Source organism: Rathayibacter sp. AY1E3 (assembly GCF_002932235.1).
Lineage (GTDB): Bacteria > Actinomycetota > Actinomycetes > Actinomycetales > Microbacteriaceae > Rathayibacter.
This window is the reverse complement of the sequence record NZ_PSVN01000001.1, coordinates 127118-151735: the sequence shown is the minus strand read 5'-3', so window position 1 is coordinate 151735 and position 24618 is coordinate 127118. Positions and strand designations below refer to the sequence as shown.

Below are 24618 nucleotides of genomic sequence, written 5' to 3'. Positions count from 1 at the left end.
GTGAGCCCCCGACTCCTCGTCCGTCGACTCCTCGGTGCTGCTGTCCGTCCCACTCGCTGAGCGAAGGTTTCACGTGAAACAAACCGATTCCGCCGGTCTGACCGGAGGCTTCGATTCCTCGACTCCCCTGGCCCGGGAGATCGCGGACATGACCCGCCGGCGCGCACTGCTGAACGCCCAGCCGCTGCCCAAGCCCGAGTCGACGCGCGTCATCACGATCTCGAACCAGAAGGGCGGCGTCGGCAAGACGACGACGACCGTCAACCTCGCCGCCGGGCTCGCCCGCGGTGAGGCGAAGGTGCTCGTCATCGACCTCGATCCGCAGGGCAACGCGTCGACGGCCCTGGGCATCGAGCACCGCGCCGAGACGGCCAGCGTGTACGACGTGATCGTCAACGACACTCCCCTCGCGGACGTCGTGCAGAAGAGCCCGGAGTTCGCCTCGCTCTACGGTGTGCCGGCGACCATCCACCTGGCCGGCGCCGAGATCGAGCTGGTCTCGCTCGTCGCACGCGAGCAGCGTCTCCGCCGTGCGCTCGACCGCATGCTCGACACCATGGACGAGCCGTTCGACTACGTCTTCATCGACTGCCCGCCGTCGCTCGGTCTGCTGACCATCAACGCGTTCGTCGCCGCTCGCGAGGTGCTCATCCCGATCCAGTGCGAGTACTACGCGCTCGAGGGGCTCAGCCAGCTGCTCAAGAACATCGACCTGATCGAGCGGCACCTCAATCCGAACCTCGGTGTCTCGACGATCCTCCTGACGATGTACGACGGCCGCACCAACCTCTCCCAGCAGGTGGCAGCGGATGTCCGAGAGCACTTCCCGAAGGAGGTGCTGCGCGCGGTGATCCCGCGCAACGTGAGGATCTCGGAGGCGCCGAGCTACGGACAGAGCGTGATCAGCTACGACCCGCAGTCGTCCGGTTCGCTGGCGTATCTGGAGGCGGCCGCCGAGATCGCACGACGCGGAGCCCGGAAGACACCCGAGACGGCACACGAAGGAGAGGCACGCTGATGGCGACCAAGCGCACGGGACTCGGCCGGGGGATCGGCTCGCTCATCCCGACCAGCGACGAGTCGCGCTCCCGGCCCGTCGACGTCTTCTTCCCTGATCAGGTCGGCGATTCGGCCCGTGCCGAGGAGCTCCTCGAGGTCCCCGGAGCGCGCTTGGCGCGACTCCCCCTCGCCGACATCGCCCCGAACACGGCGCAGCCGCGGTCGGTGTTCGACGAGGACGACCTCGCGGAACTCGTCCACAGCATCCGCGAGTTCGGAGTGCTGCAGCCGATCGTCGTCCGGCCCGTGACAGCTCGGGGCGGAGCGAAGTACGAGCTCGTCATGGGTGAGCGCCGGTTCCGCGCCTCGAAGGCCGCGGGACTGACCACCATCCCCGCGGTCGTCAAGGACACGGCCGATGAGAACATGCTCCGCGACGCGCTGCTCGAGAATCTGCACCGCGCCGACCTCAACCCGCTCGAGGAGGCGTCCGCCTACCAGCAGCTCCTCAGCGACTTCGGGATCACCCAGGAGGCCCTGGCCACGCGGCTCGGACGGTCGCGGCCGCAGATCTCGAACACACTCCGTCTTCTGCGCCTCCCGGCTGACGTGCAGGCCCGTGTCGCTGCCGGCGTCCTGACCGCGGGACACGCGCGTGCGGTTCTGTCGCTCGACGACGTCGAGATGATGCGCCGCCTGGCCGACAAGATCGTCAACGAGGACCTGTCCGTCCGCGCCGCCGAGGCTGCCGCCGCGCAGATGAAGGCGCCGCGGACGACCACGCGTCCCGTGGTGGAGGAGCAGGGCGGGCACTCCGGACACCTCTTGTCGATCGCGGATCACCTCGGCGACCGGTTGAACACGCGCGTCAAGGTCACCCTGGGCGCACGTAAGGGCCAGATGGTCATCGACTTCGCCACCATCCAGGACTTGAACCGCATCCTCGCCGAGATCGGGGAGCCGACCGAGGTGTCGCTCGCTCCGTAGAGGGTCGGCCTAGTGGCCGCCACTGATTCGCCGTGCGGCTGGCGTGCGCGGCCTCGCGCTGCGTTCTTGGCCGCAATCGCCGATGTGGCGGTATCCGCTCCCCCCGTCGGCACCGCGATCGCAGATCAGCACGCTTGGGGCGATCTTCGAGATGCCTTGTGAGCTGAGGATTCTCGGTTGTCGTCCTCTCTCTGATTGATAGGCCCTTCTGACCGGTACAGTCCGATGAAGTGGTTCCGGGTTCTGCGGGGCCCTGTTTACTCCGGTCCTGGTCGAGAATATGGCTGGTATTGCCGAACGGTGACGATCGCCGGGTATCTGGGGCATTGATCTCTGGATAGAGCAGCTCACGATGCGCCTATATGGCGGTTGAGTAGGCGTGGAGCGCCGGATCTAGGGTTGGCTGAGTTCAGACCTCGTGGACCTCCGGAGTTCATGTCGCTTTCGGTGACTCGCTGGCGGGCGCAGGACGGGTGCCTGGGCGGGACGTACTCGGTGGCGCTCTCCGCTGCCCAGGGCGACGTCATGGTCGCCGATAGTCGCGTGCGCAATGTTTCACGTGAAACATTCCTACGTTGGCCGCTGAGATGAGGATCACCTCGGCTGTCCGCGCATCCCAAGTCGCCGGCGAGGAGTGCTTCTTGGACCTCCAGAAATTGGCCGGCGGGGGGCAAGCTTAGACGAAATGCAGTATCGCTTCGTTTTCGCGGATCGATGCAGATGTGATGAGTGGGTTCGCGGAGGTTTGACGGAGGACCCCGTCGGCGGTCGCCCCCAGAGAGCACTGAAAGAGACGATGGAAAGGCCGTTTCACGTGAAACGGTCCGCTCTAGGGCGGCCTAGTCATTGAAGAGCTACGAGCTTGTCATGTAGGAGAGGAGGCCCTCGTCGGCTCGACTCGCTCCGACGGGCGCAACATTTCGAATCGAAGTTGCTCAACGGCTGCGGAAGCGTTTCACGTGAAACGCCCCTGCCGAGAACATTGGACGCCCATGCGGATCATCGTGGGACCGACTTCGACCGCAATGCTCGAAAGAGATTGCTCGCCTGACCAGCGGAATAGAGACACCACGTCCCCGAGGCGAAGTTGAGGTCGGAGAATCAAGCTAAAGGGGTCCCTTCGGGCCGTGGGTCTCGGTACGTCGCGTAGTGGCTACTCGACCAGCATGGCGACGGGTGCCTGGTGTCGATCAGCGAAGATCGACCATGTTGTGTCTCCCCAGAGATGGCGCGGGTGGCGATCGTGGTGAGCCTCGATTCGACGCACTACTGCTCTTCACCGGTATGTCTGCGGATATGGCCAGACAGTGGGCGTGGATACATTGCTCCAGGCAACGCCCGCCAGGTACCCACTGGGGGTGGCCGGGTCTCGATACGCGGCAATGCGTCTACTCGACCAGCATGACGACGAGAACCAGGTGGCGATGGATGCCCGTGGGCCTGGTGAAAAGGTGGCGGCGGGGGCGGGATGTACCACGCTGATATGCGGATAATCGGCCGGCGCGGCGACAGATGTCTAACGTTGGTGGGAGTCGATACGCGGCCTCGGGTTCTTCCCCGAGTTGGCACTACTGGTCTGCTGATGAAGACGTGGACCCGTTATTGAGCGGCTACTCGACCCGCATTGTAGGGAGAAGGCGGCGATAGAGGGTCCTAATCGGCCGCGACGCAACTACTCGTCTGGCATGGATTCGAGCACTCGTTCAGAACTCAGCAGCCATGTGATCAGGAGCGTACGCGCAGCGGACCGTTTCACGTGAAACGGCATGGAGTCAGGAGGCGGCGAGCTTCGCGAGGGTGGAGTAGACGTCGCCGAGGTAGCGGCCGGATGCCTCGATGGCCTGGGGAACGAGTGAGGTCTCGGTCATTCCGGGAAGGACGTTCGCGTCGAAGAACCAGGGGAGTCCGGCGTCGTCGATGATGAAGTCGAGCCGCGACAGGTGGCGGAGTCCCAGCAGTTCGTGGATCGCAACGGCCACGCGGGACACCTCCTCCGTGATCTCCGGCGAGATCCGTGCCGGCGTGTAGAAGTGCGTCTCCCCCGCGTTGTAGCGAGCCTCGAAGGTGTACTGGCCCGCGACGGGTGCGATCTCGACAGGCGGCAGGGCGAAGGGACCGTCACCGAGATCGAGAACGCCGACGGAGACCTCGGTCCCCTTTATCTGCTGTTCGATGAGCACGACGTCGCCGTAGGTGTACGCCTCGACCATCGCTCGCGGGAGCTGCGACGACTCCGTCACGACGCTGACGCCCTGGGCCGAACCGCCCTGAGCGGGCTTCACCACGAGGGAGCCGGGCAGGTGCGCTTCGACCTGCTCCAGGATCCCGGTGGCTCCGAGCTCGCGGAAGGTCTCGCGGGGGAGGGTGACGGAGCGCGGGGTCGAGAAGCCCGCGCGAGCGACGAGCGTCTTCGCGGTCGGCTTGAACCAGGCCAGGCGCGCCGCGTCCGTCCGCGAGCCGACGTAGGCGAAGCCCGCCGCCTCGAGGAGCCCGAGGAGCGCACCGTCCTCACCGCTCGCCCCGTGCACCGCGGGCCAGACGACGTCGGGACGCTTCTGCAGGAGCGTCGAGAGGAGGCCGGCGTCCGGTTCGTGCAGGGAGACGCGGTGGCCCATGGCGGACAGACGGTCCGCCACGCGACGGCCCGACCGCAGGGAGACGTCGCGCTCGTGGCTGATGCCACCGCTGATGACGACGATGTCGAGTGTACGGTCGAGCACAGAGAAATCGGTCATGACCAGGGCTTTCTTATCGAAGGAGCGGTGTCAGGAGACGTTCGGCGGCAGGACGGCGTCACGCTTGCTCGCGTCGGCGTTGCTCAGTCGGCCCGTGCCCGCGAAGGTCGACAGCAGATCGAGCTCTCCGTTGATGACCGTGGCGAGGCGGCGGATGCCGTCACCGATGCGCTCCGGCGTCGGGTAGCAGAACGAGAGGCGGATGTTCTGACGTCCGTCTCCGTTGCCGTAGAACGCGGTACCCGGCGTGTACGCGACGAGCTCCTTCACTGCGCGCGGCAGCATCGCCTTGGAGTCGAGCTCCTCGGGCAGCGTGACCCAGACGTAGAAGCCGCCGTTCGGGTTCGTCCAGCTGAGGCCGGGCAGATGGGTCTGCAGGCCCTTCAGCATCGCCTCTTTCCGCTCGCGGTAGACGCCCCGGAAGGTGTCGATCTGTCCGCGCCAGTCGGCCGTCTCGAGGTACTTCGAGATGACCAGCTGGCTGAAGGACGACGGACTGAGGACGGCCGCCTCGTTGGCGAGGATCAGCCGCTCGCGGATCGCATGCGGAGCGAGAGCCCAGCCCACTCGGAAGCCGGGAGCGAGCGTCTTCGAGAACGTGCCGAGGTAGATCACCCCGTCCTCCTCCAGCGAGCGCATCGCCTTCGGCGGGACGTCCTCGAAGTAGAGGAGGCCGTACGGGTTGTCCTCGAGCACGAGGATTCCCTCGGACTTGCAGATCTCGAGGATCTCGACGCGGCGCTCCCAGCTGAGGGTCACGCCCGCGGGGTTGTGGAAGGTGGGGATCGTGTACAGGAACTTGATCGTCTTGCCGGCGGCGCGCACGCGGGCGATGTGCTCGCGGAGGGCGGCGGGGATGAGCCCGTGCTCGTCCATCGGGACGTGCTCGACCTCGGCCTGGTACGACCGGAAGATGACCATCGCCGTGACGTAGCTGGGGCCCTCGGAGAGGACGACGTCCCCCGGGTCCAGGAACAGCTTCGAAACGAGCTCCAGGGCGTGCTGAGAGCCCGTGGTGACCACGATGTCGTCCGCGCTGGCGGAGATGCCCTCAAGAGCCATGACGTCGAGGATCTGCTCGCGCAGGACGGGGACGCCCTGCCCCGACCCGTACTGCAGCGCGACGGGTCCCTGCTCCCGCATCACGGTGTCGATGGCGCCGGTCACCAGGTCCTGGGGGAGCGCGGACACGAACGGCATGCCGCCGGCGAGCGAGACCACTTCGGGGCGTGACGCGACGGCGAACAGGGCTCGGACCTCGCTGGCGGCCAGACCGGCCGTGCGCTCCGCGTAGGAGTTGTACCAGGGGTCGAGGTTGGTGCCGCGGTTGGTCACGATGGTTCCGCTTCGCTCGGTGGACAGGGTCTCTCCGGCCGGAGCCGGGTGGATCCACAGTACCGGCCGGTCCTGTGCTGCGGCGGGGCGGTCGGGCGCCACTGCAGGGATCGTGGCCTGCGCCAAAGCAGGGCTGTTTCACGTGAAACAGCCCTGCACGAGGAGAGCCCCCGTCACGACGTGACAGGGGCTCTCGGAGACCGCAGGGCGGTCAGGAGTGCGAACTCAGAGGAACGCGGCCAGGTCGGCCTCGAGGGCCGGCTTCGGCTTGGCGCCGATGACGGTCTTCACGACCTCACCCTTCTGGTACACCTTCATCGCCGGGATCGACGTGATCTGGTACTTCGCGGCGGTCTGCGGGTTCTCGTCGACGTTCAGCTTGACGATCTCGATCTTGTCGCCGTGCTCGGCCGAGATCTGGTCGAGGATCGGCGCGACCATGCGGCAGGGGCCGCACCACTCGGCCCAGAAGTCGACCAGGACGGTCTTCTCGGAGTCGAGGACGTCGGACTGGAACGATGCGTCGGTGACGCTCTTCGCGGTGGACATGGTGTTCTCTCCTTCACGAGTCGGCGGGCTGCCGGCTCCGATGTGCGATGACCGGACGGTCAGCGGGTGATGAGCTCGGCCCGGGGTGAGCCTTCGGTGTGGGCGGTGCCATCGGCGAGCGAAGCGAGGTAGTGCTCCGCGTCGAGGGCGGCGACCGTTCCGGATGCCGCGGCGGTGACGGCCTGACGGTAGGTCGGGTCGATCACGTCGCCGGCGGCGAAGACGCCGGGAACGGAGGTCTGGGAGGAGCGGCCGACCACCGAGATGGTGCCCTCGGTGGTGAGGTCGAGCTTGCCGTGCACGACGTGCGTGCGCGGGTCGTTGCCGATCGCGATGAACAGGCCGTCGAGGTCGAGGTGGGACTCGGTGCCGTCGACCGTGTCGCGCAGCTTCACGCCGTCGACGTGGTTCTCGCCGGTGATGCCGGTGACCTCGGCGTTCCAGATGAACTCGATCCTGTCGTTGTCGAAGGCGCGCTTCTGCATGACCTTCGAGGCGCGGAGCGAGTCCTTGCGGTGGATCACATAGACCTTCGCGGCGTGCTTCGTGAGGAAGGTCGCCTCCTCCATGGCGGAGTCGCCCCCGCCGACGACGGCGATGGTCTTGCCCTTGAAGAAGAAGCCGTCGCAGGTGGCGCACCACGAGACACCATGTCCCGACAGGCGGTCCTCATCGTGGAGGCCCAGCTTGCGGTAAGCGGATCCGGTCGCGACGACGACGGTCTTCGCCTCGATGCTCTCGCCGGAGCCGAGGTGGACGGTCTTGACCTCGCCCTCGAGATCGAGGGAGGTGACGTCGTCGTAGAAGGTCTCGGCGCCGAACTTCTCGGCCTGCGCCTGCATCGAGGTCATCAGCTCGGGGCCGAGGACGCCGTTGGGGAAGCCGGGGAAGTTCTCGACGTCCGTCGTGTTCATCAGGTCGCCGCCGATCTCGACCGACGAGGCCACGACCACCGGGTGCAGTTCGGCGCGCGCCGCGTAGATGGCGGCGGTCCAGCCGGCGGGGCCGGATCCGATGATGACGATGTCGCGCACGGCAACTCCTCGGGGTCTGTACGAGCGGTGACGGGTGGGGCGGGAGCCGAGCACCCGGAGCCGGTCGCTCGAATCGTTCCGCGGCTCCGTGGGCTACAACACATCCTAGGCGGGCACTATTCCGCGAGCCCGGGAGTGCCGGTCGCGCCACGCGCCGCTCGATGCAGCAGCCCAGGAAATGCGATCTGACCTGGCTTTTACCGGAGCAGCATCAGCGGCCGAGTCGGCGGATCACCGGAGCGAGGACGGCGCGCAGCTCCGGTACCCGGAGGAACCAGAGGACCGCGAAGTAGACGAGCGCCATCACGGTGCCGATCGCGGCCATCGAGAGCAGCGGCTCCACGTAGTTCGAGACGGCGAAACCGCCCGCGCGCGTGCCGCCGAGGGCGACCAGGACGCCGTAGCCGGCGGCGGCGGAGGGCACCGCGGCGAGGACGAACTGCGCGAGCCTGACGAGGATCCGCCTGCCTCCGCGGCCGCCGAGCCGGCGGCGCAGGAGGAGGGCCGCCACGAGGGCCTGCACGCAGATGCCGAGCGAGGTCGCAGCGGCGATGCCGACAGCGGTGCGGTCAGCCGGGAGCCGGAGCACGATCAGGTACCCGGCGACCGCCACGACGACCTGCACCAGGGTGAACAGGAACGGCCGCGCTCCGTCGCTCAGGGCGTAGAACGCGCGCTGCATGATGGCGATCGAGGAGAACAGCGGCAGGGCGATCACGTACGCCACGGCGATCGCTCCGATGGCCTGCGCGTCCGCGAACGAGTCGGTGAAGACGGAGCCGAACGGCACCGCGACCACGACGATCGCGGCGGCGGCGAAGACGAGCATCATCAGCACCAGGCGGAGCGAGGCGGAGACGTCCGAGCGGAACTCCTTCATCTCCCCCCGTGCGGTGTGGCCGCTCATCTTGGTGAAGTACGCCATGGCGATCGAGATCGCGATGACCGAGTGGGGCAGCATGAAGATCAGCCACGCCTTCTGCAGCGCCGCGGCCGAGGGCCCCTCGCCGGACGCGGTGGAGGAGACCTGGCTCTCGACGATGCCGGCGACGATGGTCAGCAGCACCGTGGCGAACGACCACAGCGACATCCGCCCGGCCGTGCCGAGGCCGACGCCCCGGAAGCGGAAGTCGGGGCGGTAGCTGAGGCCGACCCTCCGCCAGAAGAGCATCAGGAACAGCGACTGGACGACGATGCCCAGCGTCGCGCTCCCGCCGAGGAGGGTGACCATCGCCGGGGACCACGAGTCGACCGGCCGGTTCCCCTCCGGATCGGCGCCGAACAGCACCATGAAGGCGACGAGCCCGGCGATCACCACGACGTTGTTCAGCACGGGCGCCCAGGTGAAGGGGCCGAACGAGCCGCGGGCGTTGAGCACCTCGCCGAGGATCGTGAACAGGCCGTAGAAGAAGACCTGCGGCAGGCACCAGAACGCGAAGGCGACGGCCAGCTGGTACTGCTCCGGTCCGTAGCCGGGCGCGTAGAGGCGCACGAGCAGGGGAGCGAGGACCGTGGCGGCGATCGTGGTCACCAGGAGCAGGCCGAGCGCCAGGGTCAGCAGGCGGTTGATGTAGCCGCGGCCGCCGTCGGCGTCGAGGCCCGCCCGCACGATCTGCGGGACGAGGACGGCGTTCAGAGCGCCGCCCGCGATGATCGAGTAGATCGTGTTGGGCAGCAGGTTCGCCGTCGTGAAGGCGTCCGCGCCCGGCGCGACCGCGGCTCCGATCGTGTTCGCCATGACGATCGACATGATGAAGCCGAGGATCCGCGAGACCATCGTGCCGGAGGCGAGGACGGCGCTCGCGCGTCCGAGGGAGAAGCTAGCCACGCGGGTCCGATCGCTGGTCGTCGAGATCGGGCTGGACCTCGAGCACGGCGTTCGGGTCCTCCTCGTCCTCAGGGGTGTCGCCTCGACGGCGACGGCGGATGTTGCGGAGGATGCCGGCTCCGAAGACGACGACGAGCGCGATCCCGATGACCAGGGTGCCGACGGTCTCCCAGTCGGCGCGGACGCTGGTCGTCATGCCCGTGGGGGTGCCGATGGGGACGCCCTGCGCCGAGGTCAGCTGCAGGCCGAGGCTCGTCTCGCCGTTGCCGACCCGGGCCTTCACGGGGATGAGGACGCGGCCCTGCGAGCGGGCGTCGATCTCGGTGGTCTCGATCGCCTCCTCGTCGATGTCGAGGACGGCGTTCGAGGTCGAGGCCTGGATGCGGACGGCGATCGGCCAGGGGAGCTCGTTGCGGACGTACACGGGGATGCTCGAGTCGCGGGAGACCTGCAGGATGCTGCCGGTCGCGTCGATCGACACCAGCGAGAGCGTCCGGTCGGCCTCGGTCATGGCCGCGCCGACGGCGTCGCCCCAGCCGCTGCCGTCTCCGCGCCAGGTCACCGAGAGCAGCGCCAGCACGTCGTTGCGGCTCTTGCCCGACAGCAGCTCCGGCTCCTGCAGCACGGAGGAGAACGCCTCGACCTCGGAGCCGGCGTCGAGCAGGTCGCGCACCCGGTCGAGCCGCGACTCCGACTCCGGCGAGTCGACGACGCTCGCGCCCTCGGTCGAGGGGACGGCGAGGGCGGTGGAGAGGGCGACTCCGCGGGCCCAGGGCAGCGACTCGATCGCGTCGAGGGTCTCGGAGAGGCGCGCGGCGCCGATCGCCGAGCCGCGGCCGAGGGTGAGCACGACGTCCGGCGCGGTCCCCTCCTCCTGCACCTCGGCGAGATCGGTGGCGATCTCGGACATGCGGGCGCGCCACTCGGTGTCGTCGGTGGCGGTGGCGGCCGCGTCGAACGCCTCGGTGAGGCGCGAGTCGGCCACGACCAGGTCCGAGTCGCCGACGGTGGCGCGCGAGGTCGTGGTCACCTCCTCCGGCAGCAGGAGACCGGAGGAGGGGACGACCGTGCGGTTCACGCCGCTGGCCGCGTAGACGTCGAGGTCCGACCCGCGGAGGGTGCCCTCGTCGGGCCAGGCGACGCTGCCGAGGGAGGTGCTCCAGTCGGAGGCGAGCAGCGACTCGGTGCTCGGACGCGCCGGCAGGTCCTCGGCCGGCTGGTCGGAGTCGACGGCGACCGTGGGCGCCGGGCTGGCGGTGCCGGGGACCGCGGCGAAGCGGGTGTCGTCGATCGCGTACTCGAAGGAGGTGGGAGAGAGGAGCGCGGAGAGCCCGGCCTGCGCCTGGGCCGAGACGTCGGCGTCGGCGTACGGCAGGGCGAAGCGCTCGTTCGGCACGGACTGCAGCCGGTCGAGCCAGTCGAGGGCCGACTCCGGAGCGGCGCTGCCGAGGATCCGGATCGAGGCGAGGATGCGCGGGTCGACCCCGATCGTGACGCCCTTCCCCGCGACCGCGTCGAGCTGCCGGGTGAGGGTCCCCGTGCCGTCGGTGTAGTCGGCGAGGGCCTCGGCCGAGAGCAGGCCGTCGGCCGTGTCCGGGACGGTGAGCGGAACGAGGACGCTGACCCCGGTCTCTCGCTTCGGGACCGCCGCGTCGTCGGTCAGCTCGACGGCCGTGCGGGCGGTCGAGACGACACCACCCGGACCGGTGACCGTGACGAGGACGGCGTGGGTGCCGAGCGCGGTCCGGTCGTTGGAGAAGGGGATCTGGTCGACCGGCACGGTGAGGCCGGCCTCGGCGGTGCTGGAGGGCAGCAGGCGCAGCTGGGCGGTCGCACGGACCGGGTCGGTGTCGTTGTCGGCCTCGGCGTCGAGCCAGTCGTGCAGCTCCGCGCGGGTGTCGAGGGTGGCGTAGGAGAGGGCGACCGTCACGTCGGCGCTGTCGATCGCCTCGGTGGTGCCGTTGCGCACGGCGATCGAGAGCTCGAGGTCCTGGCCGGGCCGCAGGACGCCGTCACTGCCGGCCCCGGCGGTCGTGGTGACGGTGCCGGGAGCGGGCGTCGAGGTCGCCGTCGCGGCGGTGACCGGGGCCGCGAGGGCGGGGGAGGCCACGCCGGTCAGGCCGAGCGCGAGGGCGGCAGCACCTGCCGAGCGGAGCAGGAGGAGGGCCGCCCGCGAGCGGCGGGAGCGGAGGGAGGGGTCGCGCCGATGCATCGGACTCACTCGGCCTCCATGCGGGTGATTCTACGGGCAGCCCTCCTCGGGGCAGGCGGTGCGTCCGCTGTGCAGGCGGTTCCCCCGCGTAACCCCCTGGCACGGTCACCCGCTGCCGGGACACCCCCCGCCACTAGGATCGTGCGAATGCACAGCGTCCAGACCGCTCTCGAGACCCTCCGCGCGCTCGCGGGGACGCCCACGGTGGCGCGGCTGGCGGAGGCGTTCGCAGCCCAGGGCCACGAGCTCGCGCTGGTCGGCGGCCCGGTCCGCGACGCCTTCCTCGGCCACGGCGTGCACGACCTCGACTTCACCACCTCCGCACGCCCCGACGACATCGTGCGGATCGTCGCTCCGATCGCCGAGGCGCACTGGGACATCGGCCGGGCCTTCGGCACGATCGGCGCTCGCGTGGCCGGCGAGACGGTCGAGATCACGACCTACCGCAGCGACAGCTACGACGGGGTGAGCCGCAAGCCCGAGGTCGAGTTCGGCGACTCGCTCGAGGGCGACCTGGTGCGGCGCGACTTCACGGTCAACGCGATGGCGCTGCGGCTCCCGGAGGTCGTCCTCGTCGATCCCTCGGGAGGAGTGGAGGACCTGCTCGCCGGCCGGCTGCGCACCCCCTCCCCCGCCGACCTCTCCTTCGGCGACGATCCGCTCCGGATGCTCCGCGGCGCGCGCTTCACCTCGCAGCTCGGCTTCCGCACCACCGACGAGGTCGAGTGGGCGATGGCCGAGCTCGCCGGCCGGATCGACGACGTCTCGGCGGAGCGCGTGCAGGAGGAGCTGCGGAAGCTCCTCGCGACCGCCTCGCCCCGAGCCGGCCTGGAGCTGCTCGTCGACACCGGTCTGGCCGGTCGCTTCCTCCCGGAGCTGCCCGCGCTGCGCCTGGAGCAGGACGAGCACCACCACCACAAGGACGTCTACACCCACAGCCTCACCGTGCTGGAGCAGGCGATCGCGCTGGAGGAGTCGCGGCACCCCGGAGCCGCGCCCGACGTCGTGCTGCGGCTCGCCGCCCTCCTGCACGACATCGGCAAGCCGGCCACGCGGCGGCTCGAGCCGGCCGGAGCGGTGAGCTTCCACCACCACGACCTGGTCGGCTCCAAGCTCGCGATCAAGCGGATGCGCGCCCTGAAGTTCGACAACCAGACGACGAAGGACGTGGCCCGCCTCATCGAGCTGCACCTGCGCTTCTTCGGGTACACGGACGGCGCGTGGACCGACTCCGCGGTGCGCCGCTACGTGACCGACGCCGGGCCCCTGCTCGAGCGGCTGCACATCCTCACCCGGGCCGACGTGACCACGCGCAACCGTCGCAAAGCCGACCGGCTCGCGCACGCCTACGACGACCTCGAGGCGCGCATCGCGGAGCTCGCCGAGAAGGAGGAGCTCGCCTCCAAGCGCCCCGACCTCGACGGCACGCGGATCATGGAGATCCTCGGCCTCGCCCCGGGCCCCGAGGTCGGGCAGGCGTACCGGTTCCTGCTGGAGCTGCGGCTCGAGGAGGGTCCGCTCGGCGAGGAGGTCGCGACGCAGCGGCTCCGCGAATGGTGGGCGTCGCGCTGAGGCGCTGAGCCGGGCCCCGTGCTCGCCCCGCCCTGCGCCCGGGATGGTGCGCCTCGAGCGGATCCGTCCGGCGCGTCGCGGCGGTCCTGTTGTAGTCTGTACAGGTTGTCCACGACCAGACGCACTCGCGTCCGCGGGAGTGGGCAGATGCTACATACCCTCCTGTCACGGAAATACCGTGGCCGTTCAGTCCGAAGGAGGTGGGTTAGTGACGCATCAGTACGAGATCATGGTCATCCTGGACCCCGAGATCGATGAGCGCACCGTCGCTCCGAGTCTCGACAAGTTCCTCAACGTCATCCGCACCGATGGTGGATCCATCGACAAGGTCGACGTCTGGGGCCGCCGTCGTCTGGCGTACGAGATCAACAAGAAGTCCGAGGGCATCTACGCCGTCGTCGACTTCACGTCGACCTCCGCCGCAGCGAACGAGCTCGACCGTCAGCTGAAGCTGTCCGAGGCCGTCATGCGCACCAAGGTGCTGCGGGCCGAAGAGGGCATCGCCCAGGTCGCGGCCGCCGCGAAGCTCGCCGACGAGAAGGCCGCCCGCAAGGCCGCCAAGGCCTCGGCCGCTCCCAAGGCGTAGCGCTCATGGCCGGCGAGACGATCATCACCGTGGTGGGGAACCTCACCGCCGACCCCGAGCTGCGCTACACGCAGGGCGGGCTCGCGGTCGCGAACTTCACCATCGCCTCCACGCCGCGCACCTTCGACCGTCAGGCGAACGACTGGAAGGACGGCGAAGCGCTGTTCCTCCGCGCCTCCGTCTGGCGCGAGTTCGCCGAGAACGTCGCAGGAACGCTGACCAAGGGCAGCCGCGTCATCGCGACCGGCCGCCTGAAGCAGCGCTCCTACGAGACGAAGGAAGGCGAGAAGCGCACCAGCATCGAGCTCGAGATCGACGAGATCGGGCCCTCGCTGCGCTACGCGACCGCGCAGGTCACGCGCGCCTCCGGTGGAGGCGGACGCGGCCAGGCCGGTGGCGGCCAGGGCAACGGCGGTCAGATCGGCGGCGGCCAGGGCGGCTTCGGCGGCGGCGGTCAGGGGGGCTCCGGCAACGCCGGCGGCAACCGTGGCGGTCAGGCCGAGGAGCCGTGGGCGCCGAGCGCTCCCGCCGGTGGCGACGTGTGGAGCACGCCGGGCAGCTACAACGACGAGACGCCGTTCTGAGCCTCGGCTCGGACGCTCTCCTCACCTGAATCACGCCTCCCCCGCACCGCAATCGCTCGCGGCGGGGCAGGGGCGAACCAGAATCTAAGGAAACCACTATGGCTGGAAAGAGCAGCGGCGACCGCCGCAAGCCGATCCGCGGCAAGGGCGCGAAGAACGCGGCCCCCGCGAAGTCGGTCCGCGTGGGTGTCATCGACTACAAGGACGTCGCGACCCTCCGCAAGTTCATCTCGGAGCGCGGGAAGATCCGCGCCCGTCGTATCACCGGCGTCTCCGTTCAGGAGCAGCGCCTCATCGCCCGTGCCGTCAAGAACGCCCGCGAGATGGCGCTCCTGCCCTACGCCGGCAGCGGAAGGTAGGTAACGGTATGTCCAAGGTCATCCTGACCCACGAGGTCGACGGACTCGGCTCGGCCGGCGACGTCGTCGACGTGAAGAACGGGTTCGCCCGCAACTACCTCATCCCGCAGGGCTTCGGTGTCGCGTGGACCCGCGGTGGCGAGAAGCAGGTCGAGCAGATCAAGTCGGCGCGAGCCGCTCGTGAGCACAAGACCATCGAAGAGGCCCAGCACACCAAGCAGGTCCTCGAGGCGAACCGCGTGAAGCTGACGGTCAAGGCCGGCAAGGACGGCCGCCTGTTCGGCTCGGTGAAGACCTCCGACATCGCGAACGCGGTGGCGGCGGCCGGATTCGGCGAGCTCGACAAGCGCAAGATCGTCATCTCGAACGCGATCAAGCACGTCGGCGAGCACGAGGCCGTGGTGCGTCTGCGCGACGACATCCAGGCCACTGTGAAGCTGCAGGTGGTCGCGGCCAAGTAAGGCCGCGAGAACGCCGCGGAGGGCGGTGCGACGGGACTTCCGAGTCCCCTCGCACCGCCCTTCGTCGTTCCCGTTCTCCACAGCTCCATCCACATACACCCTCCGGCGGGACCAACCTTCACTGTGGTCTTGAGACTCTTTTCCCCACACACCTGTGGAAAGCAGGAAATGCCTGGTCAAGAGCCGAAAAAAACTTGCTGAGGGCCGCTGATCCCACAGGGTTGTCCACACGTTGCCCACAGTGGGCCCGGCGTTTCCCCTCGGTTCTGCACAGCTCTCTCCACAGGGCTGTTTGCGTGCCGCGGGCGGCGGTCCGTAGGGTGGCGCAGCGCCCCGCGAGGGGTGCGGGCAGGCGCCCGTGCGCCGCTGTCGGAGGTCGCTGGTAGACCGGATCCCGGCACCGGCTCGACCGGACGCGCAGCACCCGACAGGAGGAGGCGAAGGCATGACGATCGCGCACCTGGCGGTACCCGGCTCGGACGGACGGGACGGTCGCGGAGACCGCGGCGAGTCGCGCGGGAACGAGCGGACCCCTCCGCACGACCTCCTCGCCGAGCAGTCGGCGCTGGGCGGCATGCTGCTCTCGAAGGACGCGGTCGCCGATGTCGTCGAGAGCGTCAAGGGCACCGACTTCTACATCCCCAAGCACGAGATCGTCTTCGACGCGATCCTCGCTCTCTACTCGCACGGCGAGCCGACCGACGTCATCGCGGTCACCGACGAGCTCACGAAGCAGGGCGAGCTGCAGCGGGCCGGCGGCGCCGACTACCTGCACACGCTCACCTCGATGGTCCCCACCGCGGCCAACGCCGGCTACTACGCCTCCATCGTCGCCGAGCGCGCTCTGCTGCGCCGCCTCGTCGAGGCGGGCACCCGCATCGCGCAGATGGGCTACCAGGGCGAGGGCGAGGTGCTCGACCTGGTCAACACGGCGCAGGCCGAGATCTACAACGTCACCGGCTCCGAGACGGCGGAGGACTACGTCCCGCTGACCGACGCGGTGACCGTCGCGATCGACGAGATCGAGGCGGCCGCTCACAAGGACGGCAGCTTCACCGGCGTCCCCACCGGCTTCGCCGACCTCGACGACCTGACCAACGGCTTCCACGCCGGGCAGATGATCATCGTCGCCGCGCGCCCCGCGCTCGGAAAGTCGACGCTGGCGCTCGATTTCGCCCGCGCCGCCGCGATCAAGCACAACATGGCCACGATCTTCTTCTCCCTCGAGATGGGGCGCAGCGAGATCGCGATGCGCCTCCTCTCGGCCGAGGCGTCCGTGCCGCTGCAGCACATGCGCAAGGGCACGGTCGACCAGCGCGACTGGACGACCATCGCCTCCACCCGTGGCCGGATCAACGACGCGCCGCTCTACATCGACGACTCGCCCAACATGACCCTCGTCGAGATCCGGGCGAAGTGCCGCCGGCTCAAGCAGCGGGTCGGGCTCAAGATGGTCGTCATCGACTACCTGCAGCTGATGACCTCCGGCAAGAAGGTCGAGAGCCGCCAGCAGGAGGTCTCGGAGTTCTCGCGTGCCCTCAAGCTCCTCGCGAAGGAGCTGCAGGTGCCGGTCATCGCGCTCTCGCAGCTGAACCGAGGCCCCGAGCAGCGCGCCGACAAGCTCCCCGCCATCTCGGACCTCCGCGAGTCCGGCTCGATCGAGCAGGACGCCGACATGGTGATCCTCCTGCACCGCGAGAGCGCCTACGAGAAGGACAACCCGCGCGCGGGCGAGGCCGACCTCATCGTCGCCAAGCACCGCAACGGCCCGACCCGCACGGTGACCGTGGGCTTCCACGGCCACTTCTCGCGCTTCGCCGACATCCCGGCGGTCTGACGTGTGCTACCGACAGGGGCGAATCCCGGTCATGATCTTCCCAATTTGACCTACTCAGTGCGAGGTGCATGTAAGGGCACCGAGGCAAGACCGAACTGCGGCTGGAACCGTACTGTTCAGCGTTCCGTGCAATAGCATCGATGACGGCAGACTGCTTCCGATCGCGTCCGAATACAATCGGCGTCGGATCGATCTCGGCCACTCCCCACACTTGCCGGTGAGCCAATTGCCGAAGCGCTCTCCTTGCATCGAAATTGTTGGCGCTCCTCAGCGGGAATGCCATCATCGGACACGCCGCCTCACCGGAACAGCAGGTGAACGCCAGCCGCGCCGTGCTCTGAACGGATCCGAACCGGTTGTCGAGAATCCGAGATGTCGCGTCACTCGATCAATAGGTCAAGGGTGCTCCTGGCAACATCGATGAACTTTGATCGATAGAGCTCCAGTGGGTCACCGGGTTGTTCGGATACGCCCAGGGCAACCACGGAATAAACGGCACCGTCGCTCCCCACGGCAACCAGCGTGACCGCCACGACGCCCGGCGAGCTTCCGATCTTCTCCGAGAGTGTCACCAACCCGCGTTCTACAAACGGCGAAGAAGACGCGATCTCGGGTGACCGGAGGATCTGCGACATGCAAACCAAACATGTACGGTGCTTTGTTTCTAGGCGCGAAAATTGGCGCGACGACCGACGGCGCGAACGACGATATACAACCGTGCATGTATGTTTGGTTCATGGTCTTCGGAGTGCTCGTCCTCGTGTTCGCTGCTGCTGCCGTCGTCGCAGCCGTCGAATGCGCCGCCCGAGGGCGACTCGGCCCGAACAACCTGGTCGGGATCAGAGCAGCCTCGGTCATGGCTTCCGATGAAGCCTGGCAGCGGGGCCATCAGGCAGCCCGACCCTGCGTGTGGATCGGCGCATTCTTGGCAGTCACGGGGGGCTCGCTCAGCCTCGTGGTCGACCCCACGCACTCGAACGCGTTCGTGCTCGCAGGCCTGTCGGCGTTTCTGATCTTCGTGCTGCTCGGAAGCGCGATCGCCGTGCGCGCGGCACGCCAGGTCCCCCCGCCGGGCGTCGACGACGACCGGCGAGCAGCGCCCCTCCCCTAGCGTCCAGCACGATGCACTCCGGGAGAGCACCATCCCTGTCGATCCGGTGACACCTTGGCTGATCTACGGCACGGGCTCGGTTGCAGCGGAACTCGCGATGCAGGCAAGGCGCCGGGGCATGCCGTTCCTCCTCGCCGGGCGCGACGGCGCGAGTCTCGACATGCTGGCTGACCGGTACGGCGTCGCGAGGATGCAGCTCGACCTCCGGCAGCGTGCGAGCTCCCTGACGCAACACCTCGACGGCGTCAGCGGGGTGATCAACGCAGCCGGACCATAGTCCTCCACCGCGCAGCCGCTCATGGAGGCCAGCGCGGAAGGTTGCGTCTCCTACGCTGACCTGTCGAATGAGGGCCGCACACACGAGTACGCGTGGAAACGGGATGCCCACTGGCGAGAATGCGGCATCGCCGTGGTACCCGGCGCGGGGTTCGGCACGTATCTGGCCGAAGTGCTCGCCGAGCATGCGCTCCGAACGATAGACCAGCCGCAGAAGGTCAGCCTGACGGGCCTCGCGAGTGGCAGGACTTCGAAGTCACCAGGCGTCACAGCTTCGTCGCAGGCAGTTCTCGCTTCAGGAAGCTGGCGCTTCCGGTCCGGGACGCTGGTCAGGCTGAGAGGTGGAAGAGCAGTTGAGACCTCTGAGACGAGCTCTCACCTGACACTGCACACCGGCGACCTGTTCGCTCTGCGGAGGACGACGGCGGCGACCGACATCCAGGTGTTCGCCGAGCTCGGGTTGCCTCGCGGCCAGCTCCTCCTGCTCCTCCCGCTCCTGCGAGTGCTGTCTTCGCTGCACCGAGTTCGCCCTCTCAGGCTTCCATCACATCGGCGAACGCGGCCTCGGATGCTCACGTCGACCGCGAGCACCATCATCAAGCCTCGTCTCCGAGTCACCGTGGAAGGCAGCGCCGGCGATCGTGCATCGTTCGTTCTGACTGCTGGGTCTGGAACAGCCTTTGCGGCTGCGATCTGCCTGGAAGTACCGGCAGCCCTCGCAGCCGAGGCACGGTCCGGGTGCATGACGCCGCTCGAGATCCTGGGATCGAATCCGGCGAGACACCTTCCAGGCGTGCACATACCACCAGACCGATCAGAAGATCCGAAGGGACGAGATGCACCACTTTGATGGGCGGCCTTTAAAGGAGATACTCGGCAAGGAGTCCGGCCGATACTTCGGTTCGGGTCATCGACACATCAGGCATACCGTCAGCCGGGTGGCCGAACACGTCGACGGTGACAGGATCCGACTTTCGGCGGTTAAGCAGGCGATCTATCCGCCCCGCTGGTCGCTGGACGCGGCAGGAGATCCCCGCGAGGTGCATCTCAGTTCTATCGATGCGATCAGCCTGGCGCTGAAGACCATCAGCCTGTGTGAGAACACGAATCGCGGCGCTTGGTGGGAAGGGCCGTTCGATGTCACAGGGTTCTCAGTCGTCGCCGGACGTGTGGCGACGACTGATGTGGGCTCTGTCCCCATCGGCATCACGACCGATCACGGCGGACCGCTCGTCAGCACCAAGTCATTGCGGGCTCGTATCGGCGGACTGAACGTCGACTTGGAGTGCGCCCCGAGCCGAGCCCGACCGGGCGCAGCCGAGGCGGCACCCGGCCTCACCCATGCGGCAGCAGGCGACTCGATCCAGATGTCGTCCCACGTCGATCGCGTGGACCTCGTCGATGGACACCTCGAGACGTCCCATTCCGTCACATCATCCCAGGCAGGGTACTCAGCCGCCCCGCCCCGCCTTGACGCCGTCGATGAACTCGTCATGTTCGGTCAGTTGGCGCAAGTCCTCATCGACGCCGTCAATGACACCAGCCGCTCCGCTGTACCGAACCTCTGGCTCAGGCGCGCCTCCGTCTCTCGGACGCCCGCTCCGTCCGGCGGCCAGGCTCGATTCTCCGCTCGCACGTCCGTGCGCAGGAACGCCGAGGTCGTCATCGGCGGCCGAACCCTCCGCGACGTGAGGTTGGTCTCGACATCCGAGCACGGTGCGAGCGCCAGCGCGGCGTTCGGCTACTCAGCGTGAACCCTCCCGAACGGGGACCAGACGGCAGAGACGCTGAACCATGGGCCGATAGAGTGGCTTTGGGATCAGTCGGAGGTGCGCGTGGCACAACAGGAACGCGGGATCGCCACACGAGAGGCGATTGTTCTCGGTGGGGCGAAGGTGTTTGCGCGCCTGCACTACTCGACCGCTCGCGTCGCCGATATCCTAGAAGCAGCATCCGTCACGCAGGGTGGTTTCTACTTTCATTTCCGCAGGGGCAAGATCGAGGTGGCGGAGGAGATCATCCGCCGCCAGGACCAGGGCTTCATCCTCCTCCGGGATTCGATTCTGGAGTCGGGCGACGACGGCCTCGCTTCACTGCTCACGCTGTCCCGGTCCCTCGCGAGAGCAGTGCAGCACGATCCAACGGCGCAAGCAGGCCTGCGTCTCGTCGCACAAGCCTCATCTGAATTCCCCGGCGTTGCGAAGTTGCCGGATCCAGTCTGGCTCGACGCGATAGCGTTGTTTCTCGAACAGGCACGAGCTGAAGGCAATCTTCGCGCCGAGGTCGATATCCCGACTGCCGCTCGAGCCGTCGTCTATATGTTCACCGGCGCGCAGACGAGCTCGTTCGTCTCGAACGGTTGGCGACACCTGGAGGCGAGCCTCGAGGCGACACATTGGTTCTCCATGCAAGCGCTCGCCACGCCGGAGTACCTGGCGACCACGAAGAACGCCCTCTAGTGCTTCGCCCGCAGGCATGCATGCGAAACAGCCGCACCGACATCGCCCTGACGCCTCGCTTGTTGCGGCTTTTCCGGCAGCCAGCCCGTTCGAGCAGGCCGCGCAGGGCGGCAGCTCCGACGCCGACCGCGACGCCGAGGAAGGCTTCGTGGAGACTGAACCCGAAGTCTGTGCCAACCCGACCTCGTATGGCCGCCGGGCACTTCCTGCGCGGCGAGGGGCCACCGAATGACCCCATCGAGGCCTCAGATCCGCGGAATCACGCGGGCATGTTCGGAGCGACACGTTGTGCTGGAAACTGCGGCGACACTTACGTGGGAAACCCGCTGATCCAGGGGGCCTGCGGCGACATTTCGCGGGCGCGTTCACAGACGTGAAGGGCGCTGCTGCCGTCCCCGAGCCCGTCGACGTCCCGCTGGGCGGCAGGTCGATCCGCCTGGGCCAGTTCCTCAAGTTCGCGGGGATCCTCTCGGGCGGCGAGGCCAAGGAGGCGGTCGCCGAGGGGATGGTGACCGTCAATGGCGAAGTCGATCTGCGCCGCGGGCGCCAGCTCGCCGTCGGCGACGTCGTCGGGTTCGACCGGAACCGCTTCCGCGTCTGCGAGTGAGCGCGGCCGCGCCTCGACGGGTGCGATCGGCCGAGACGCCGCGGAACGGATGAGACGCCGCTCAGAGGCGGGCGCGTCGGCGTGTTGAGCGGTGGCTCGGCGCACACTGGCTCCTGGACATCCCGGGACGACAGGAGACGCGCGTGCAGCTCGGCATTCACTTCATGAACTTCACTCTGCCCGGGGGGAGCGCGCAGATCGCGCCGATCCTCGGAGCGACCGCGCGGACGGCCGAGGACGTCGGCTGCGCCTGGTTCACGCTGATGGACCACTACTTCCAGATGGAGCACTTCGCGACGAGCGAGGATCCGATGCTCGAGGGCTACACCTCGCTCGGCTTCGTCGCCGGCCGGACGGAGCGGATGCGGCTGGGTCTCCTCGTCACCGGCGTGACGTACCGCCATCCGGGACTGCTCGCGAAGATCGTCACCACCCTCGACGTGCTCTCCGCCGGACGCGCGATGCTCGGCATCGGGGCCGCCTGGTACGAGCGCGAGCACCTCGGGCTCGGCGTGCCGTACCCGCCGCTGAAGGAGCGGTTCGAGCGGCTGGAGGAGACGCTGCGGATCTGCCGTCAGATGTGGAGCGACGACGACGGGCCGTTCGAGGGGACGCACTACCGGCTCGCCGAGACGCTGAACCACCCGGCGCCGATCCAGCAGCCCGGCCCGCCCATCCTCATCGGCGGCGGCGGCGAGAGGAAGACGCTGCGGCTGGTCGCGCAGTACGGCGACGCCTGCAACCTGTTCGGCACCGGCGCGGACGACGTGGCGCACAAGCTCGACGTGCTGAAGCGGCACTGCGACGACCTCGGGCGCGACTACGCGACGATCACGAAGACGATCACCGGGGGCGGCGATCCGATCGGCGACCCCGACGGCTTCGTCCGCGCGATGGAGGAGTACGCGGCGCTGGGGATCGACCACGTGCAGCTGGCCCCGGCCGGGGCGGATCCGGAGGGGTACGTGGCCCGGCTGGGCGAGGGCGTGATCGAGCGGGTGGCGGCTCTCGGCTGAGGGCTCCCGGGCAGCCGCGCGGCACTCCGACCGGTTCGGGTGCCGCGGGCGTCACCGCTGATCCGCTCCGCCGGCCGGGTCCGCCGTCACCGGCGCGAGGACTCCGGTGGCGAGGATGTCCCGGGTCGGGGGACGTCGTCGGCGGATCCTGCCCCCCGTCAGGGTCGCGGCATAGACGCGGGCGAGGAGCGCGACCTACGGTTCGAGCCTCCCACCTCGGGTTATTGAGCTCACGCTGACGTGGGCAGATCGCTGGCCTCGTGCCGCACGTGTCCTCTCGCACCTCGCTCCGCCGTCATCGGCAGAACCGCAGAAGAGGGGCGATCGGGACGGGTGTCGTCCTCGCCGTCGTCGGCGCCGCGCTCTTCGCCGGCGTCTCGGCGCAGGCGGCCACTGCTCCCGACCTCGGCACGGCGGAGGACTACTCGGTCCTGGCCGCGTCGACCGTGACGAACACGGGGTCGAGCGTCCTGGACCAGAGCATCGGGGTCAGCCCGCTGACCGCCGTCACCGGGCTCCCGCCCGGACGTACGGACGGAGTGATCCACCGCGGAGACGCGGAGACGCGGAGGCGGCTCAGGCCCAGGCCGACGTGGGCACCGCCTACGGACAGCTCGCCTCGCAGGCGACGACCGCGCAGATCGACGCCGAGATCGGCGGCAGGACGCTGAAGCCCGGGGTCTACACCGCGGCCGGACCGGTCGGAGTGATGGGGACGCTCACGCTCGACGCCGAGGGCGTCAACGAGGCGGTCTTCGTGATCCGCGCCGCGTCGACGCTGACGACGGCCTCGTCGAGCACGGTGGCCCTGATCAACGGAGCGCAGGCCTGCAACGTCTACTGGCAGATCGGCAGCTCCGCGACGCTCGGCACCGAATCGGACTTCGTGGGCTCCGTGCTCGCCTCGGCATCGATCACGGTGACGACGGGCGTCTCCGTCGAGGGCCGCGCACTGGCCCGCACGGGAGCGGTCACGCTCGACTCCAACGACTTCACCGAGCCGGGCTGCGAGCCCTCCGACGGCGGACCGTCGCCGACGGCTACGCCGACCATCACGCCGACCGTGACGCCGACCGTGACGCCGACGGTCACGCCGACCGTGACGCCGACGGTCACGCCGACCGTGACGCCGACCGTGACGCCGACGGTCACGCCGACCGTGACCCCGACGGTCACGCCGACCGTAACGCCGACCGTGACCCCGACGGTCACGCCGACCGTGACGCCGACCGTGACCCCGACGGTCACGCCCACCGTGACGCCGACGGTCACGCCGACAGTCACGCCGACCGTGACCCCCACGGTCACGCCGACCGTGACGCCCACGGTCACGCCGACGGTGACCCCGACCATCACTCCGACCGTGACCCCGACGGTGACCCCCACCGTCACGCCGACCGTGACCCTCACCGTCACGCCGACCGTGACGCCGACGGTCACACCCACTGTCACGCCGACCGTGACTCCCACCGTCACCCCGACGGTGACTCCCACCGTCGTGCCGACGGTGACTCCGACGGTGACTCCCACCGTCGTGCCGACGGTGACTCCGACGATCGCGCCCACCGTCACTCCGACGGTGACTCCGACGATCGCGCCCACCGTGGCTCCGACGGTCACGCCGACGACCACGCCGACGGCGACCCCGACCGTGGCTCCGACGGCGACCCCCACCCCCACGCCGACCGCGACGCCCACGGCCTCGCCCACTCCGACCGCGACCACAGCGCCGCGACCGGCGCCCTCCCACGCCGCGGTCGTTCCCGTGTCCGGGTCGAACGGTCCCCGCGGTCCGGCTCTCGCCTCGACCGGAGTGGACGCCGCAGCGACGGCGACCGCCGGAGTGCTGGGCCTGCTCGCCCTGCTCGGCGGCGGTCTGATGCTCCTCACCCTCCGACGCCGCGGTGAGCGCACCGGGAGCTGATCCCGGCTGATCACCGGAAGCTGATCACCGCCAGGCCGTGCGCCGGACTCCCGAGGGGTCCGGCGCACGTCTGCGCCCTCGATTGCGCTCCGCCCGTCCCTCCGGTGTCCTCGCCGATGCGCGCTGGCCCGCTCGTGCGTCGAGACG

Annotated in this window: 22 protein-coding genes; 15 read left to right on the top strand and 7 right to left on the bottom strand. The window is 68.7% G+C overall.

From position 1 onward, the window contains the following. Positions 1-148 precede the first annotated feature (148 nt). Positions 149-1018: a ParA family protein gene (locus C5C53_RS00770; protein ID WP_104247021.1), complete on the top strand. Its 870-nt coding sequence runs from the start codon at positions 149-151 to the stop codon at positions 1016-1018. Further along, positions 1018-1986, top strand: coding sequence for a ParB/RepB/Spo0J family partition protein (locus C5C53_RS00765; RefSeq protein WP_104266563.1), 969 nt, complete (start codon positions 1018-1020; stop codon positions 1984-1986). The genes C5C53_RS00770 and C5C53_RS00765 overlap by 1 nt, the downstream gene beginning before the upstream one ends. 1772 nt (positions 1987-3758) lie before the next feature. Here C5C53_RS00765 and C5C53_RS00760 read toward each other — a convergent pair. The 6 genes from C5C53_RS00760 to C5C53_RS00735 form a co-directional block, all read right to left on the bottom strand. Next, positions 3759-4721: an ATP-grasp domain-containing protein gene (locus tag C5C53_RS00760; protein WP_104266562.1), complete on the bottom strand. Its 963-nt coding sequence runs from the start codon at positions 4719-4721 to the stop codon at positions 3759-3761. Between the two features lie 30 nt (positions 4722-4751). Next, positions 4752-6056, bottom strand: a complete 1305-nt coding sequence (locus C5C53_RS00755) for a PLP-dependent aminotransferase family protein (RefSeq protein WP_104233029.1) — start codon at positions 6054-6056, stop codon at positions 4752-4754. Between the two features lie 225 nt (positions 6057-6281). Beyond that, a complete protein-coding gene (trxA, locus tag C5C53_RS00750) occupies positions 6282-6605 on the bottom strand; it encodes a thioredoxin (protein ID WP_104222687.1) in 324 nt (107 codons plus the stop codon). 59 nt (positions 6606-6664) lie between these two features. Continuing rightward, entirely contained in the window at positions 6665-7639 is a 975-nt protein-coding gene (trxB, locus tag C5C53_RS00745; protein ID WP_104266561.1) for a thioredoxin-disulfide reductase, read from the bottom strand. Between the two features lie 211 nt (positions 7640-7850). Then, on the bottom strand, positions 7851-9467 hold the full coding sequence (gene murJ / locus C5C53_RS00740; protein WP_258075335.1) for a murein biosynthesis integral membrane protein MurJ: 1617 nt from the start codon (positions 9465-9467) through the stop codon (positions 7851-7853). Then, the gene (locus C5C53_RS00735; protein WP_104266560.1) at positions 9460-11679 is read right to left on the bottom strand and encodes a DUF6049 family protein; all 2220 of its coding nucleotides are present in this window, start codon (positions 11677-11679) and stop codon (positions 9460-9462) included. Before C5C53_RS00735 ends, murJ begins: the two co-directional genes overlap by 8 nt. A 147-nt stretch (positions 11680-11826) precedes the next feature. On the opposite strand from C5C53_RS00735, the gene C5C53_RS00730 reads away from it, so the two are divergent. From C5C53_RS00730 to dnaB, 6 genes are all read left to right on the top strand, one after another. Beyond that, positions 11827-13251 (top strand): CCA tRNA nucleotidyltransferase, encoded by a 1425-nt coding sequence (locus tag C5C53_RS00730; RefSeq protein ID WP_104225796.1) that lies wholly within the window; start codon positions 11827-11829, stop codon positions 13249-13251. Positions 13252-13459: 208 nt separating this feature from the next. Then, positions 13460-13837: a 30S ribosomal protein S6 gene (rpsF, locus tag C5C53_RS00725; protein WP_068207796.1), complete on the top strand. Its 378-nt coding sequence runs from the start codon at positions 13460-13462 to the stop codon at positions 13835-13837. 5 nt (positions 13838-13842) lie between these two features. Next, the gene (locus C5C53_RS00720) at positions 13843-14421 is read left to right on the top strand and encodes a single-stranded DNA-binding protein (protein WP_104222691.1); all 579 of its coding nucleotides are present in this window, start codon (positions 13843-13845) and stop codon (positions 14419-14421) included. Positions 14422-14519: 98 nt separating this feature from the next. Continuing rightward, entirely contained in the window at positions 14520-14780 is a 261-nt protein-coding gene (rpsR, locus tag C5C53_RS00715; protein ID WP_055784551.1) for a 30S ribosomal protein S18, read from the top strand. Positions 14781-14788: 8 nt separating this feature from the next. Continuing rightward, complete coding sequence (gene rplI, locus C5C53_RS00710) at positions 14789-15241, top strand: 50S ribosomal protein L9 (RefSeq protein WP_104222692.1); 453 nt, start codon at positions 14789-14791, stop codon at positions 15239-15241. Between the two features lie 445 nt (positions 15242-15686). Continuing rightward, positions 15687-17078 (top strand): replicative DNA helicase, encoded by a 1392-nt coding sequence (gene dnaB, locus C5C53_RS00705; RefSeq protein WP_104225797.1) that lies wholly within the window; start codon positions 15687-15689, stop codon positions 17076-17078. Positions 17079-17458: 380 nt separating this feature from the next. Here dnaB and C5C53_RS16735 read toward each other — a convergent pair whose 3' ends face one another. After that, positions 17459-17713 (bottom strand): hypothetical protein, encoded by a 255-nt coding sequence (locus C5C53_RS16735; protein WP_146084621.1) that lies wholly within the window; start codon positions 17711-17713, stop codon positions 17459-17461. An 86-nt stretch (positions 17714-17799) separates the two neighbouring features. Here C5C53_RS16735 and C5C53_RS00700 point away from each other — a divergent pair, with 86 nt between their 5' ends. The 7 genes from C5C53_RS00700 (at position 17800) to C5C53_RS17270 (ending at position 24471) form a co-directional block, all read left to right on the top strand. Further along, positions 17800-18189: an SdpI family protein gene (locus C5C53_RS00700; protein WP_181074516.1), complete on the top strand. Its 390-nt coding sequence runs from the start codon at positions 17800-17802 to the stop codon at positions 18187-18189. A 46-nt stretch (positions 18190-18235) separates the two neighbouring features. Continuing rightward, on the top strand, positions 18236-18466 hold the full coding sequence (locus C5C53_RS16930) for a hypothetical protein (protein WP_146078803.1): 231 nt from the start codon (positions 18236-18238) through the stop codon (positions 18464-18466). A gap of 835 nt (positions 18467-19301) precedes the next feature. Further along, positions 19302-20219: an AvrD family protein gene (locus C5C53_RS00690; protein ID WP_146084620.1), complete on the top strand. Its 918-nt coding sequence runs from the start codon at positions 19302-19304 to the stop codon at positions 20217-20219. 81 nt (positions 20220-20300) lie between these two features. Continuing rightward, positions 20301-20924, top strand: a complete 624-nt coding sequence (locus tag C5C53_RS00685; protein ID WP_104266558.1) for a TetR family transcriptional regulator — start codon at positions 20301-20303, stop codon at positions 20922-20924. A 373-nt stretch (positions 20925-21297) separates the two neighbouring features. Next, on the top strand, positions 21298-21531 hold the full coding sequence (locus C5C53_RS00680; RefSeq protein WP_104266557.1) for an RNA-binding S4 domain-containing protein: 234 nt from the start codon (positions 21298-21300) through the stop codon (positions 21529-21531). 143 nt (positions 21532-21674) lie between these two features. Continuing rightward, positions 21675-22547 (top strand): LLM class F420-dependent oxidoreductase, encoded by an 873-nt coding sequence (locus C5C53_RS00675; RefSeq protein WP_258075334.1) that lies wholly within the window; start codon positions 21675-21677, stop codon positions 22545-22547. Positions 22548-22770: 223 nt separating this feature from the next. After that, positions 22771-24471 (top strand): ice-binding family protein, encoded by a 1701-nt coding sequence (locus C5C53_RS17270; protein ID WP_308470974.1) that lies wholly within the window; start codon positions 22771-22773, stop codon positions 24469-24471. Positions 24472-24618: the final 147 nt, after the last annotated feature.

Coding starts and splice junctions, on each gene's coding strand:
- C5C53_RS00770 (WP_104247021.1), top strand. CDS start 149: ATGACCCGCCGGCGCGCACTGCTGAACGCCCAGCCGCTGCCCAAGCCC.
- C5C53_RS00765 (WP_104266563.1), top strand. CDS start 1,018: ATGGCGACCAAGCGCACGGGACTCGGCCGGGGGATCGGCTCGCTCATC.
- C5C53_RS00760 (WP_104266562.1), bottom strand. CDS start 4,721: ATGACCGATTTCTCTGTGCTCGACCGTACACTCGACATCGTCGTCATC.
- trxA (WP_104222687.1), bottom strand. CDS start 6,605: ATGTCCACCGCGAAGAGCGTCACCGACGCATCGTTCCAGTCCGACGTC.
- C5C53_RS00735 (WP_104266560.1), bottom strand. CDS start 11,679: ATGCATCGGCGCGACCCCTCCCTCCGCTCCCGCCGCTCGCGGGCGGCC.
- C5C53_RS00730 (WP_104225796.1), top strand. CDS start 11,827: ATGCACAGCGTCCAGACCGCTCTCGAGACCCTCCGCGCGCTCGCGGGG.
- C5C53_RS00720 (WP_104222691.1), top strand. CDS start 13,843: ATGGCCGGCGAGACGATCATCACCGTGGTGGGGAACCTCACCGCCGAC.
- rpsR (WP_055784551.1), top strand. CDS start 14,520: ATGGCTGGAAAGAGCAGCGGCGACCGCCGCAAGCCGATCCGCGGCAAG.
- rplI (WP_104222692.1), top strand. CDS start 14,789: ATGTCCAAGGTCATCCTGACCCACGAGGTCGACGGACTCGGCTCGGCC.
- dnaB (WP_104225797.1), top strand. CDS start 15,687: ATGACGATCGCGCACCTGGCGGTACCCGGCTCGGACGGACGGGACGGT.
- C5C53_RS16735 (WP_146084621.1), bottom strand. CDS start 17,713: ATGTCGCAGATCCTCCGGTCACCCGAGATCGCGTCTTCTTCGCCGTTT.
- C5C53_RS00700 (WP_181074516.1), top strand. CDS start 17,800: ATGTATGTTTGGTTCATGGTCTTCGGAGTGCTCGTCCTCGTGTTCGCT.
- C5C53_RS00690 (WP_146084620.1), top strand. CDS start 19,302: ATGCACCACTTTGATGGGCGGCCTTTAAAGGAGATACTCGGCAAGGAG.